The sequence below is a fragment of the Streptomyces sp. NPDC056948 genome, assembly GCF_042674225.1.
In the GTDB taxonomy this organism is placed as follows: Bacteria; Actinomycetota; Actinomycetes; order Streptomycetales; family Streptomycetaceae; genus Streptomyces; species Streptomyces purpurascens.
Genome location: NZ_JBHUQX010000247.1, coordinates 1 through 14,132, shown reverse-complemented (window position 1 = coordinate 14,132; position 14,132 = coordinate 1). Strand labels below are relative to the sequence as shown.

Here is a 14,132-nt window from a genome sequence, read left to right as displayed (position 1 = left end):
GCCTGGCACCGCACCTCGCCGCGTTGCCGAAGCGCCCACGTGGCTCCGCCACGAGGGCGCTCCGGCGCCTTGCGATGCACGGCACCAGACCACGCGCCCTGATCGGGCGCTCATAGTGAAAGGACCCCTCAGACGGTGGACGGTGACGTCCCTGGCGGTGCTACTGACCACCGCCGGTGTCACCGCGGGGGCCTCGCCGACGGACACCCGCGCGGATGCCTCGGCGACCATCGACGGGTCCACCCGGCACCAGCCCATCGACGGCTTCGGTATCTCCGAGCACTTCGGCCGGGCCGAGATCATGCGGGGCTCGCAGGGCCTGCCCGCCCAGCGCCAGCGAGAGATCCTCGACCTGCTGTTCAGCCGGAGCACCGGCGTCGGGCTGAGCATCCTGCGCCTGGGCATCGACTCGGGCATCCAGCCGGCCGACCCCGGCGGGCCGAACGCGACCCCCAAGTACGTGTGGGACCGCAACGACAAGGGCCAGGTCTGGCTCGCCCAGCAGGCCAAGGCGTACGGCGTGAACCGCTTCTACGCCGATGCCTGGACAGCCCCCGGGTACATGAAGACCAACGGCACCGACGCGAACGGCGGCACCCTGTGCGGCCTGGCGGGTGCGAGCTGCGCGAGCGGCGACTGGCGCAAGGCGTACGCGAACTACCTGGTCCAGTACGCCAAGTTCTACGCCCAGGAAGGCATCCGGATCAACGACCTCGGGTTCACCAACGAGCCCGACTGGACGGCCACCTACGACTCCATGCGGCTCACGCCCGCCCAGGCGGTCGAGTTCACCAAGGTCTTCGGACCCGTGGCGCGAGCGGGCGGGTACCAGGTCGTCTGCTGCGACTCCTTCGGCTGGAACCAGCAGAAGAACTACACCAGCGCGATCGAGGCCGACGCGACGGCCCGCGGCTTCGTCGACACCCACGCCGGCCACACGTACGCCAGCAAGATCGACGGGCCGCTGCCGACCGGCAAGCGGACCTGGATGTCGGAGTGGTCGCCCGACGGCACCACCTGGAACGAGGCGTGGGACGACGGCAGCGGCTATGACGGTTTCACCGTCGCCTCCGCCGTGCACGACGCCCTGACCAAGGGCAACACCAGCGGCTACGTGTACTGGTACGGCGCCTCGACCGGCGCCACCCGTGGGCTGATCCAGATGGACGGCGCGAACTACCACGTCTCCAAGCGCCTGTGGGCCCTGGCGAACTACAGCCGCTTCATCCGCCCCGGGGCCACCCGCATCGGCGCCACCACGTCCGACGGCAACCTCAGGCTGTCGGCGTTCCGCAACACCGACGGATCCGTGACGGTCGTGGCGCTCAACGCGGCGTCCAGTGCCACCCCGGTGTCCTTCGGCCTCCAGAGCATCGGGTTCACCACCGGAACGGCGACCCCGTACCTGACCAACGGCTCCCAGGGCATGGCCCGGCAGTCGGCCGTGCCGGTCGCCGGGGGATCCCTGAAGGCCACGGTTCCGGCCCGCTCGCTCGTCACCTACACCCTCACGCGATAGGAGAGACCATGCGCCTGACAAGGCACCTGGGAGTCCTGATCGGAGGCCTGGTCCTGTTGCTGGGTGCCCTGGTGGCGCCGTCCGCCGCGTCCTCGGAACAGCGGGCGGCGGCCCTGCCCGGCAGCTTCAAGTGGAGTTCCAGCAACGTGCTGATCTCCCCGAAGTCGGACGCGAGTCACCAGCTCAGCGCCATCAAGGACCCGTCGGTCGTGTACCACAACGGCCGCTGGCACGTGTTCGCCAGCACCGCCAGCACCAGCGGCGCCTACAACATGGTGTACCTGAACTTCGCAAGCTGGCAGGAGGCCGCCTCCGCGCAGCACCACTACCTGGACCAGACGGCGATCGGCGCCGGGTACAAGGCGGCCCCGCAGGTGTTCTGGTTCGCGCCCCAGAAGCTCTGGTACCTCGTCTACCAGACCGGCGACAACGCGGCGTACTCGACCACGGCGGACATCAGCAACCCCAAGTCGTGGACCGCGCCGAAGAAGTTCTACGCGAACGGCATGCCGCAGATCATCAGGGACAACATCGGCAGCGGCTACTGGGTCGACTTCTGGGTCGTCTGCGACAGCGCCAAGTGCTACCTGTTCTCCTCCGACGACAACGGCCATCTGTACCGGTCGGAGACCTCACTGGCCAGCTACCCGAACGGCTTCACCAACACCGTCATCGCGTTGCAGGACTCCAACAAGTACCGCCTCTGGGAGGCCGCCAACGTCTACAAGGTCAAGGACTCGAACACCTATCTGCTGCTCAACGAGGCGATCGGCGGCAACGGCAAGCGGTACTTCCGGTCCTGGACGTCGAACAGCATCGCCGGCACCTGGACCCCGCTGGCCGACACCGAGTCCAACCCGTTCGCGCGCTCGAACAACGTCACCTTCAGCGGCACCCCCTGGAGCCAGGACATCAGCCACGGCGAGATGGTCCGTCACACCAACGACCAGACGCTCACGGTCAATCCGTGCCGGCTCCAGTACCTCTACCAGGGCCTGAACCCCTCGGCGAGCGGCCCCTACAACACGCTCCCGTGGCGGCTGGGACTGCTGACGCAGACCAACTCGACCTGCTGACAGCGCCGCTGAAATTTCTTTCCAACATTTTCAGGACTCTTGCTGTAAGCGTTTCGGCGGCGATACGGTCGCGCGGGGTCGGACCCGTGAGAGCCGCAATCGCAAGGAGTCCACGTCAGTGATACCGAGATGGCGTGCGCCCTCAAGGCGCCGAACCGCCCGTGCCGGACGAGTCGCCGCGGTCACCGCTACCGCGCTGGCCGCAGCACTCGTCCAGCCTCTCGCCGCCGGAGCGGCCACCCCACCGGCGCCCCCGTCCGACGCGAAGCTCGCCGCCGAGCCCGCCCGCCACGACGCCACCCGTGAGCAGTTCTACTTCGTCCTCCCGGACCGCTTCGCCAACGGCGACCCGCGCAACGACAAGGGCGGCCTGACCGGCTCCCGTCTGTCCACCGGCTACGACCCCACCGACAAGGGCTTCTACCAGGGCGGCGACCTCAAGGGCCTGACCAAGAGACTCGACTACATCAAGGGCCTCGGCACCACCGCCCTCTGGATGGCCCCGATCTTCAAGAACCAGCCGGTGCAGGGCACCGGGGCGAACGCATCCGCCGGCTACCACGGTTACTGGATCACCGACTTCACCCAGGTCGACCCGCACTTCGGCACCAACAAAGACCTCGAGACCCTCATCGACAAGGCCCACGCCAAGGGCATGAAGGTCTTCTTCGACGTCATCACCAACCACACGGCCGATGTCGTCGACTACGAGGAGAAGTCGTACGACTACCTCTCCAAGGGCGCCTTCCCGTACCTGACGAAGGACGGCAAGCCCTTCGACGACGCGGACTACGCGGACGGCACGAAGAAGTTCCCGCCGGTCGGCACCGGCTCCTTCCCGCGCACGCCGGCCGTCCCGGCAGCCAAGAAGAACGTCAAGGTCCCGTCGTGGCTCAACGACCCGACGATGTACCACAACCGCGGCGACTCCACCTTCGCCGGTGAGAGCTCCGGGCACGGCGACTTCGGCGGCCTCGACGACCTGTGGACCGAGCGGCCCGAGGTCGTCGAGGGCATGGAGAGGATCTACCAGCGCTGGGTGCGGGACTTCGACGTCGACGGCTTCCGGATCGACACCGTGAAGCACGTCGACATGGAGTTCTGGACGCAGTGGGCCACCGCCCTCGACGCCTACGCGGGGAGGCAGGGGCGCGACGACTTCTTCATGTTCGGCGAGGTGTACTCGGCCGACACCGCCGTCACCTCCCCGTACGTCACCCAAGGCCGCCTCGACGCCACTCTCGACTTCCCCTTCCAGGAGGCGGCCCGCCAGTACGCCTCGCAGGGCGGCAGCGCGCAGAAGCTCGCGGGCGTCTTCGGCGACGACTACACGTACACGACCGGCAAGGCGAACGCGTACGAGCAGGTCACCTTCCTCGGCAACCACGACATGGGCCGGATCGGGACCTTCCTGAAGCAGGACGACCCCAAGGCCACCGACGCCCAGATCCTCGCCAAGGACCGGCTCGCCAACGAGCTGATGTTCCTCAGCCGAGGCAACCCCGTCGTCTACTACGGCGACGAGCAGGGCTTCACGGGCGCGGGCGGCGACAAGGACGCCCGGCAGAGCATGTTCGCCTCGCGCACCGCCGACTACCTCGACGACGAGCGGATCGGCACCGACGGCACCCACGCCGAGGACGCCTACGACACGAGAGCGCCGCTCTACCGCCAGATCAGCGCTCTCGCGAAGCTCCGCAAGGCCAACCCGGCCCTCACCGACGGCGTCCAGCAGCAGCGGTACGCGGCCGACGGCCCGGGCGTCTACGCCTTCTCGCGCACGGACGCGAAGCGCGGTACGGAGTACGTCGTCGCCTTCAACAACGCCGCCGAGAAGAAGACCGCGACCTTCGCCACCGGCTCGGCCGGCATGGGCTTCAAGGGCATCCACGGCACCGACGCCTCCCTGAAGAGCGACGGCGACAAGAAGCTCACCGTCACCGTCCCGGCCGGCTCGGCGATCGTCCTCAAGGCGGCCGGCAAGCTCGCCAAGCCCGTCACGAAGCCGACGATCACCCTGAAGGCCCCGGCGGCGGGCGTCACCGGCACGGTGGAGCTGTCCGCCGACGTCGACGGCGGACAGCTGAACCGGGTCGTCTTCGCGGCCCAGACCGGCAACGGCACGTGGCAGACCCTCGGCTCCGCCGACCACGCCCCGTACAAGGTCACGCACACCGTCGCCGAGGACGTACCGCCCGGCACGGCCCTGCGCTACAAGGCGGTCGTGGTCGACTCGGCAGGCCGCACCGCGAGCGCCCTGGCCGCCTCCACCACCGGCACCCCGCCCACCGAGGAGCCGCCGAGCGCCTCCTCCCGCGACCACGCGATCGTCCACTACAAGCGCGCCGACGGGAACTACGCCGACTGGGGCCTGTACGCCTGGGGCGACCTCGCCGACGGCGAGGCCACGCCATGGCCCGGCAGCCACCCCTTCACCGGCCGTGACGCCTACGGCGCCTTCGCCTACGTCAAGCTCAAGCCCGGCGCCTCGAACGTCAACTTCCTGGTCATCGACAAGGACGGCGACAAGGACGTCTCCGCCGACCGCACGATCGACGTCACCAAGACCGGCGAGGTCTGGATCGAGCAGGGCAAGGAGACCGTCCGCACGGAGAAGCCGGCCGCCGACTACCCGGCCCCGGACAAGACCAAGGCGGTCCTGCACTACCACCGGGCCGACGGGAACTACGACGGCTGGGGCCTGCACGTCTGGACCGGCGCCGCGAACCCCACCGACTGGTCGAATCCCCTCAAGCCGGTCAAGACTGATACCTATGGTGCGGTCTTCGAGGTACCGCTCACCGACGGTGCCACCAGCCTCAGCTACATCCTCCACAAGGGCGACGAGAAGGACCTGCCCTCCGACCAGTCGCTCGACCTCAAGGCCAACGGCCACGAGGTGTGGCTGGTGAGCGGCCAGGAGAAGTACCTGCTCCCGCAGCCGGCCGGTGCCGCTGCCGCGCTCGACCTGACCACGTCCAAGGCGGTCTGGGTCGACCGGAACACCCTTGCCTGGAACGGCTCCGACGCGGCCGCCTCCACCCAGTTGCTCTACGCCCGCGACGGTTCGATCGAGGTGAAGGACGGCGCCCTCACCGGTGACGCCAAGTGGCTGCGCCTGGCGAAGACGGAGCTCACCGACGCCCAGAAGGCCAGGTTCCCGCACCTGAAGGCGTACGACGCCTGGACCGTCGACCCGCGCGACCGCGACCGGGTCCGCGAGGCCCTGCGCGGCCAGGTCGTCGCCACGCAGCACGCCGCGAACGGAGCCGTCCTCGCGGCGACCGGCGTCCAGATCGCCGGTGTCCTCGACGACCTGTACTCCGGTGCGACCAAGGCAGACCTGGGACCGACGTTCTCCCACGGCCGCCCCACGCTTTCCGTATGGGCACCGACCGCGCAAGGGGTGTCACTGGAGATCGGTGACGCCACCGTGCCGATGAAGCGCGACGCCACCACCGGCGTCTGGTCCGTGACCGGCCCGAAGTCCTGGAAGGGCAAGCCCTACCGGTACGTCGTGAAGGTCTGGGCCCCCAGCGTCCGCAAGGTCGTCACCAACAAGGTCACCGACCCCTACTCCCTCGCCCTCACCGCCGACTCCGAGCGCAGCCTCGTCGTCGACCTGGACGACAAGGCCCTCGCGCCGAGCGGCTGGGGCGCCCTGAAGAAGCCCGAGGCCGTACCGCTCCGGGACGCCCAGATCCAGGAGCTGCACATCCGGGACTTCTCCGTCGAGGACCGCACGGCGAAGCACCCCGGCAGCTACCTCGCCTTCACCGACAAGGACAGCGACGGCTCCAAGCATCTGCGCGAGCTGGCGAAGGCGGGCACCTCGTACGTCCACCTGCTGCCCGCCTTCGACATCGCCACCATCCCGGAGCGCAAGGCCGACCAGGCGAGCGTCGACTGCGACCTCGCCTCCTACCCGGCCGACTCCGACAAGCAGCAGGAGTGCGTCGGGAAGATCGCCGCGAAGGACGCCTACAACTGGGGCTACGACCCGTACCACTACACGGTCCCCGAGGGCTCCTACGCCACCGACCCGGACGGCACGGCCCGCACGGTCGAGTTCCGCAAGATGGTGAAGGCGCTGAACGACGACGGACTGCGGGTCGTCATGGACGTCGTCTACAACCACACCGCGGCCGGCGGCCAGGAGAGGACGAGCGTCCTCGACCGGATCGTGCCCGGCTACTACCAGCGGCTCCTCGCCGACGGCTCGGTCGCGAACAGCACCTGCTGCGCCAACACGGCCACCGAGAACGCCATGATGGGCAAGCTCGTCGTCGACTCGATCGTCACCTGGGCCAAGGAGTACAAGGTCGACGGCTTCCGCTTCGACCTCATGGGCCACCACCCGAAGGCCAACATCCTCGCCGTCCGCAAGGCCCTCGACGCGCTCACCCTGGAGACGGACGGCGTCGACGGCAAGAAGATCATCCTCTACGGCGAGGGCTGGAACTTCGGCGAGATCGCCGACGACGCCCGGTTCACGCAGGCCACGCAGCAGAACATGGCCGGCACCGGCATCGCCACCTTCTCCGACCGCGCTCGCGACGCCGTGCGCGGTGGCGGCCCGTTCGACGAGGACCCCGGCGTCCAGGGCTTCGCGTCCGGCCTGTACACCGACCCCAACTCCTCGCAGCACAACGGCACTCCGGCCGAACAGAAGGCCCGCCTGCTGCACTACCAGGACCTCATCAAGGTCGGCCTCTCCGGCAACCTCGCCGGCTACCGCTTCACCGACACCGACGGCAAGGAGGTCACCGGCGCCGACGTCGACTACAACGGCCAACCCGCCGGCTACGCGGACGCCCCGGGAGACGCCCTCGCCTACGCCGACGCGCACGACAACGAGTCCCTCTTCGACGCCCTCGCCTTCAAGCTGCCCGCGACGACAAGCGCGTCCGACCGGGCCCGGATGCAGGTCCTCGCCATGGCCACGGCCACCCTCTCGCAGGGCCCGGCCCTCTCCCAGGCGGGTACCGACCTGCTGCGCTCCAAGTCCCTGGACCGCAACTCCTACGACAGCGGCGACTGGTTCAACGCCGTCCACTGGAACTGCGAAGACGGCAACGGCTTCGGCCGCGGCCTGCCCATGGCCGCCGACAACGCCGACAAGTGGCCCTACGCCAAGCCCCTGCTGAGCAAGGTCAAGGTGGGCTGCGAGCAGATCGAGGGCGCCTCGGCCGCCTACCGCGACCTGCTGCGGATCCGTGCGACCGAGAAGGACTTCTCCCTCGGCACGGCCGAACAGGTGCGGTCCCGGCTCTCCTTCCCGCTGTCCGGCAAGGACGAGACACCCGGCGTGATCACCATGCGGCTCGGCGATCTCGTCGTCGTCTTCAACGCCACACCCGAGCGGCAGGAACAGCGGGTCACCGCGGTCGCCGGAACCGGCTACCGGCTGCACCCGGTGCAGGCGGCGGGGGCGGACCCTACCGTCAAGTCGTCCTCCTACGCGGCTGAATCGGGCACGTTCGCCGTTCCGGGGCGCACGGTCGCCGTCTTCACCCGGGCCGCCGCATAGCGCACTACGTTGGACGGTGCGGGCCGCGACCGACGGTCCGCCCCCTCCACGCAGGCCCCGAGGTGCTCCTCGAGATGGACGGCAACGGCACGCAGCACACCCCCGGCACCACCGTGCTGGTCGTGGACGACGTCGCGGCCAGCCGGTACGCCATGGGCGCGGTGCTGAGCCGGGTCGGCCACCAGGTCGTGCCCGTCGCCAGCGGCGGCGAGGCGCTCGTCGAACTCGACGTCCGGCTGCGCGACGGCACGCTGCCCGACGTGGCCCTCGTCGACGTGGGCCTGCCGGACATGAGCGGCTTCGAACTGTGCCGCAGGCTCCGGGCCCTGCCGCCCATGGCCGCCCTGCCCGTCGTGCACTTCTCGGCCGCCGCGACCGCGCCGGGCGACCGGTGCCGGGGGCTGGACGCGGGCGGCGACGCCTATCTGACCGTGCCCGCCGAACCGCTGGAGATCCAGGCCGTCGTCCGCGCCGCCGTACGCGGAGCGCGCCGCACCACGGGCGTCGAGACCGTCGTCCACCGGCTGACCCTGCTGTCCGAGGCCATCATCACGGTGCAGACGGCGCGCTGCCCCCGGGAACTCGCCACCGCGGCCGCCGACGGCACCGCACGTCTCACCGGCTCACCCGCCGTGGTGTTCGTGATCGCCCCGGACGGCGAGCCCTACCAGGGCACGGCCCGAAGCCGACCCGCAGCGACGGACAGCGGCGCGCACCAGGCGGCGGCACGGCTGGCCGCCCGGCTCGCGGAGGGCCGTACGGGCGTGCACAGCACCGTCGTCCCCGCGCCGCTGTGGCCGGCCGGGATCTTCCGGGCGGGCGTCGAGGAGGACGCCCTCCTGACCGTGGCGACGGCCCAGGACGGCCGTACGGCCGTGTGCCTGGCCACGCCCGTGCGGCGCGCGGCGATCACCGACCCCGCGGACGACGGGCTGCTCGCCCGCCTGGCCCAGGCCGCCGCGCTCGCCGCCGAACCGCTGCTGCTGTACCAGGTGGAGCGGCACGTCGCCCTCACCCTCCAGCACAGCTTCCTGCCCCGGCCGCACAAGCTGCCCCATCTGCCCGGCGTCGACATCGAGGTCCGCTATGTGCCCGCCTCCCGGCAGGCCGAGATCGGCGGCGACTTCTACGCCGCCCTGCGCACCGGCGACGGGGTGCTCACCGCGGTCGGGGACGTGGTCGGGCACTCGCTGGACGCCGCCACCGTCATGGTCGAGATACGGCACGCGCTGCGCGCCTACTGCGTGGACGAGAGCGACCCGGTCGTGCTGGCCGGGCGGCTCGACCGGATGCTCCAGCGGTACCACCCCGACATCACCGCCACCGTGTGCCTGGCCCTGGTCGACCCCGGCAGCGGCCGGGTGCGGATCGCCAACGCCGGTCACATCCCGCCGCTGATCCTGAGCGACGGGGGCGGCGCGCGGTACGTCGACGCGTGCGGTCCGCTGCTCGGACTGGGCCTGGAACGCCCCCCGCCGACCGAGCACCGCCTGACCCCCGCCGACCGCCTGCTCATGGTCACCGACGGTCTCATCGAAACCCGCGGCATCCCCCTGGAGACCTCCCTGGAACAACTCCGCACAGCCGCCGCCGACGCCCCCACCGGCCTGGACACCCTCTGCGACGTGCTCCTGGGCTGCTTCGGCCACGACAGAGAGGACGACATCGCCCTGCTGGCCCTCCGGTTAGGGTGACCCCGTTGGCCGCCCAGAAGGAGTACTGATGCCGCAGATCACCGTCGACTATTCCGCCGACCTCGCGGACGGCTTCGACCGGCCCGGATTCGCCAAGGCGCTGCACGAGGCGACCGTCGACATAGCGGCCGCCAAGCCGCCGGCGTGCAAGAGCCGGTTCCGCCCGACCGAGGACATCGTGGTCGGACCCGACACCGAGGGACATGCCCATGTGCACGTCCACATCGCCCTGCTCGCCGGCCGCACCGAGGACACCAAGGCCCGGCTCACCGAAGCCGCGCTGGAGCTGCTGCGCACGTATCTGAAGACCGCCGACGGGATCGTGCTGCACGCCTCCGCCGAGGTGCGCGACCTGGACGCCTCCTACCGGAAGTCCGAAGGCTGAGCGGGCTCAGGTGGCCAGCGTCAGCAGCCGGCCGGCCAGGTCGGCGAACGGGCCGTCGGCCGGCTCCTCCTTGAAGATACGACGCAGCAGGGCGCCCATCTCCTGGTCGTAGGCGGCGCTCACGGAGGCCAGCGCGGCGAAGTCGTGCACGAGCTGGCTCTCCAGCTCCGCCCGCGGGATGCGCCGGCCGTCCAGCCAGATCAGCGCCGTCGACTCGGCGAGCGAGATCCAGGAACGGACGACCAGTTCCAGACGCGCGGGCGGATCGGTCACGCCCAGGTGCGAAAGAATCTGGACATACGCGGCCTGCCGTACGGAGTCGACGAGCGCGTTGGTCGTCGAGGAGCCGACCGCGGGTCCGCCGCGCATGAGGGCGGAGAAACCCGGCCCGTGCTCGTCCACGAAGTCGAAGTAGCGGCCCATCACGCGCAGCAGCCGCGCCCCCAGCGGGCCCTCGTGCGGCTCCACGAACCGAGCCGCGAGATCGTCCGCCGCCCGCTGCAACGCGGCCTCGTACAGGCTGAGTTTGCCGGGAAAGTAGTGATAGACCAACGGCCGCGAAATGCCCGCGGCCGACGCTATCTCGTCGATGGAGACCTCGTCGGGCGAGCGGCGGCTGAACAGTTCGAGGGCGACGCCGATCAACTGCTGCCGCCGCTCGTCGACTCCCAATCTGCGGCGAACCCCGGTAGTCATACGAACACCTTACCGATCGATTCCAGCCTCGAACGGACCGGATCGATCGCGGACGTTCACCCGGGTTCACCGGGCGGGCACGAGAACGGCCCTGTCAGCGCAGCCCGCCGAGCGAACGCCCGTCCCGCAGCGTCCCCTTCAGCTCGGCCCGCGCCCCCTGTTCGCCCGGCACGGTCAGCAGACTGCCCCGCGCCGACCCGCTGATCCCGCCCGTCGCCCGGATCGACTCGGTCCGGCGGCTGCCCGCGGCCAGCAGATACCAGGTGCCCGCCTCCGACTTCCACAGCACCCCGGCCAGCACATGCGGATCACGCGCCCCGCACGCCGGGACGTTCTCGGCCTTCGCCGCCACCGCCCCGTACCTCCCGCCCGGCGTGTGGAACTGCGCCAGCACCCGCACCCCGCCGCCCCGCCAGGTCTCGGCCCGTGTGCACACCCACGCCGCCGACCCGCTCGCGTCCGGCAGCGGCTGCTCGTTGAACGCCCAGGCGTTGACACTCCGCACGCCCGCCGAGCGCACCGAGCCCAGCGAGCAGGCGTACGGCTGCCAGGTGCGCAGCGCCGCCGCGCCGGACGCCTCTCCCGGTGAGCCGGGCCGGCCGCTGGTGAGCCGGGCCGGGACCAGTTCGCCGAGATCGCTCAGCAGCCGGGTCCGCTTGCCGTCGGCCAGTTGCAGCACATTCCACGACGTGCACGGACCGGACCTGAGGGCCGGGCTGGCCAGCGGCGCGGTCACACCGTCGCTGAGGGCGAGGTCCATCGCCCCGGAGCCCGGCTTCAGCAGATCCCGCTCGCCCGCCTTCGACACCCAGGGGGCTGTCAGATAGCGGACGTTGCCGTCGGTCCGGCCCAGGACCACCGCGCTCGCCTCGGCCCGCCCGGCGCCGTCGACCCGGGCGAAGTCGAGGGCGGCACCCTGCGTGCCGTCCTCGGGCTCGGCGTACCGGGCGATGCGCAGACCGTCGTAGAGGATCACCACACGCGCGGCGTCGACCGTCCCCGCGTACAGGAGCTGGGGCGGTCCGGCCGGGCCGCCGGACAGGGTGCCGGGCGTTGCCGACACCTGGACCGCCTCGCCGGGGCGGGCCCAGACGGCCAGGGCGCGGCGCAGCAGGGCCGAGTCGTCGGTGAGGTCGCCGCGGGCCGGCCACACCGAGAAGTCGGTGCGCGCCGAGCTCTGCCACGCGGCCGGGGGGACCCGGGTCAGCTTCGCCGGGTCGAGGGCGGCCTGGGCGGCCGGGTTCCGCGCATACGGGGGTGCGGCGGCGCCGTCGGGACCCCAGCCCTCACCGGGCAGACCGAGCAGCGCCCCGCACACCAGCAGCGCCGCCCCTGCGGCCAGCGCGGCCTTCAGATGCTGGCGGCGCCGCATCAGGTCGGTGGGGCGGGCCTGGAGCGAGCAGGGGTCGAACTCGGGGGAGTCGAGCAGCCCGTACTGCGCGGGGACCCCGCCGGCCTCCAGCAGCGCGCCGTCCGCGTCGGCGACACCCGCCGACGTGAGCACCTCGCGTACCCCGTCGTCCGAAAGTCGCTCCAGGCCGCGCAGCGCGTAGGCGGCCCGGGCGGGTCCCGACAGGGTGGACAGCCGCTGGTCCAGGGCGAGTTCGTCGGCGCCGCCGGACCGCGGGAACAGCTTCAGACCCCACACCTGCGGCAGCAGCGGCGGGAGCTGGGACCGCTTGGGCCATGCCTTGCGCCGCAGCGGCAGCCCCGCCTCCAGCGCCGTACGCAGCACCTGGAGGCGGACCAGGGCGTAGCCCGGGTCGCCGTCACGGCCGGTCGACTGGGCCGGGATGACCGGTGCCGGTGTGCGGTTGCGGGGGAGTGCGCGCTGGGTGAGGGCGTGCGCGGTCACGACGCGCCTGCTGCGGCCCAGGCCCGGTGGCAGCACCAGATACGCGAGCCGCACGAGCCGTGGGTAGTGCTCGACGAGCGCGGCCTCGGCCTGCTCGACGTCGACGACCGGGCCGGCGGGGGAGGAGGGTGCGGGGCGCTGGGCGACATCCTGTGACTGCACGTTCAGCAGAACGAGCGAATGGTCGGATGGTCACCTGACCGCGGAGCGTCACTCCCGCGGCTGCTCCTGCTCCACGAGCAGCCGGGCGTAGTTCGCCATCGACCGCTGGTAGCGGGGCAGGTGCGGGGCCAGGGTGCCGAGCGCCAGCGACAACGCCTCGCGGTCCCGTCCCAGGCTGGACAGGCACAGGGCGAGGAAGGCGCGCACCGGGTCGTCCAGTTCGTCGGACGGGGCGAGGAGCTCGGGCGTCAGCAGCGCGACGCCCTCCTCCGCCCGGCCGATGTTCCGCAGCGAGCTGGCCAGCTGGATCTTCGTCTGGCGGGCCTTGTGGGGGCTGACGTCGGAGAGTCCGCGCCGCAGAGCCTCCTGGTACAGGGGCACCGCCAGGTCCGAGCGGCCCGTGGCGTCCCAGGCGCAGGCCTGCTCGAACGGCCCGAGCGGGCTGCCCTCCGGCAGCTCGGCGACGAGGGCGTCGACCTCGGCACGGAAGCGCTCCTCGTCCGCTTCGTCTTCGGCGTAGTCGTCGAAGCGGGCCCACAGAGCGGCTGTGCGATCTTCCCAGTCCTGGTTCACCGTGCCACCCTCGCACAGGCGTGCCTACGGAGGCAGCGGAATTGAGCGCTATGGGCTCCGCAGCCGTATCGAAGGCGAGAGCCCTTGCCGGGGCTCCGTGCGGCATGCGTCCGGACCGTGCCGTGACAAGGACCGGAGGAACAGATGAGGGTGACCCGACCGATGCTCGCGCTGAGCGGCGCGGTGGCGATACTGGCGCTGGCCGGCTGCGGATCCGGCGGCAAGGACGAGGCAGCCGTGCCGAAAGAGGTGACCGGCAGCCTGGAGCACATCGCCGCCGAGGCCAAGTGCAAGCCGAACATGCAGACCGACGCCGACACGATCCGCCAGGCCCTCTGCAAGAAGGGCAAGGAGAAATACGTCCTCGCGACCTTCTCCACCGACCGCGGCCAGCGCGAGTGGCTGAACGGCGCGAAGGACTACGGCGGCTACTACCTCGTCGGCCGCAAGTGGGTCGCCGTGGGCCAGCAGAAGACGGTCACGTCGCTGCAGGGCACCCTCGGCGGGACCATGGAGGAAGGGTCCGAGCACATGAATCCCGGCGGCAGCCACAACAAGGGCGGTCACGACGGTGGCAGCAGCCACCACGGCTGAACCTCGCGGGCCCGGACGGACGAGAAAGCCGGCGGTGGGAATTCCCAC

At 70.9% G+C, this 14,132-nt stretch carries 8 protein-coding genes and 1 pseudogene; 6 read left to right on the top strand and 3 right to left on the bottom strand.

Annotated features, from left to right (window positions below; all coding sequences use genetic code 11):
• The first annotated feature begins 142 nt into the window (after positions 1-142).
• The 5 genes and pseudogenes from ACFTZL_RS27970 to ACFTZL_RS27950 all read left to right on the top strand — a co-directional run bounded on the left by ACFTZL_RS27970 (position 143) and on the right by ACFTZL_RS27950 (position 10,204).
• Entirely contained in the window at positions 143-1,519 is a 1,377-nt protein-coding gene (locus tag ACFTZL_RS27970; RefSeq protein WP_382588110.1) for a glycoside hydrolase family 30 beta sandwich domain-containing protein, read from the top strand.
• A 101-nt stretch (positions 1,520-1,620) separates the two neighbouring features.
• Positions 1,621-2,595: pseudogene (locus ACFTZL_RS27965) on the top strand (non-reducing end alpha-L-arabinofuranosidase family hydrolase); the annotation flags it as partial.
• A gap of 118 nt (positions 2,596-2,713) precedes the next feature.
• A complete protein-coding gene (pulA, locus tag ACFTZL_RS27960) occupies positions 2,714-8,125 on the top strand; it encodes a pullulanase-type alpha-1,6-glucosidase (protein WP_382588108.1) in 5,412 nt (1,803 codons plus the stop codon).
• Positions 8,126-8,199: 74 nt separating this feature from the next.
• On the top strand, positions 8,200-9,819 hold the full coding sequence (locus tag ACFTZL_RS27955) for a SpoIIE family protein phosphatase (protein WP_382588106.1): 1,620 nt from the start codon (positions 8,200-8,202) through the stop codon (positions 9,817-9,819).
• Positions 9,820-9,847: 28 nt separating this feature from the next.
• Positions 9,848-10,204: a 5-carboxymethyl-2-hydroxymuconate Delta-isomerase gene (locus tag ACFTZL_RS27950; RefSeq protein ID WP_382588104.1), complete on the top strand. Its 357-nt coding sequence runs from the start codon at positions 9,848-9,850 to the stop codon at positions 10,202-10,204.
• A gap of 6 nt (positions 10,205-10,210) precedes the next feature.
• Here ACFTZL_RS27950 and ACFTZL_RS27945 read toward each other — a convergent pair whose 3' ends face one another.
• The 3 genes from ACFTZL_RS27945 to ACFTZL_RS27935 all read right to left on the bottom strand — a co-directional run bounded on the left by ACFTZL_RS27945 (position 10,211) and on the right by ACFTZL_RS27935 (position 13,490).
• Positions 10,211-10,900 carry a TetR/AcrR family transcriptional regulator gene (locus ACFTZL_RS27945; RefSeq protein WP_382588102.1) on the bottom strand — a complete coding sequence of 230 codons (690 nt, stop codon included), beginning with the start codon at positions 10,898-10,900 and terminating at the stop codon, positions 10,211-10,213.
• Between the two features lie 94 nt (positions 10,901-10,994).
• Positions 10,995-12,917 carry a hypothetical protein gene (locus ACFTZL_RS27940; RefSeq protein WP_382588100.1) on the bottom strand — a complete coding sequence of 641 codons (1,923 nt, stop codon included), beginning with the start codon at positions 12,915-12,917 and terminating at the stop codon, positions 10,995-10,997.
• Positions 12,918-12,965: 48 nt separating this feature from the next.
• Positions 12,966-13,490: a tetratricopeptide repeat protein gene (locus tag ACFTZL_RS27935; RefSeq protein ID WP_382588099.1), complete on the bottom strand. Its 525-nt coding sequence runs from the start codon at positions 13,488-13,490 to the stop codon at positions 12,966-12,968.
• 144 nt (positions 13,491-13,634) lie between these two features.
• Between ACFTZL_RS27935 and ACFTZL_RS27930 the strand changes: the two genes are divergently transcribed.
• Positions 13,635-14,084: a hypothetical protein gene (locus ACFTZL_RS27930; protein WP_382588097.1), complete on the top strand. Its 450-nt coding sequence runs from the start codon at positions 13,635-13,637 to the stop codon at positions 14,082-14,084.
• Positions 14,085-14,132: the final 48 nt, after the last annotated feature.

What these genes read in the sequence shown, in the direction of transcription:
- ACFTZL_RS27950 (WP_382588104.1), top strand. Translation starts at nt 9,848, where the DNA reads ATGCCGCAGATCACCGTCGACTATTCCGCCGACCTCGCGGACGGCTTC.
- ACFTZL_RS27930 (WP_382588097.1), top strand. Translation starts at nt 13,635, where the DNA reads ATGAGGGTGACCCGACCGATGCTCGCGCTGAGCGGCGCGGTGGCGATA.
- ACFTZL_RS27945 (WP_382588102.1), bottom strand. Translation starts at nt 10,900, where the DNA reads ATGACTACCGGGGTTCGCCGCAGATTGGGAGTCGACGAGCGGCGGCAG.
- ACFTZL_RS27955 (WP_382588106.1), top strand. Translation starts at nt 8,200, where the DNA reads ATGGACGGCAACGGCACGCAGCACACCCCCGGCACCACCGTGCTGGTC.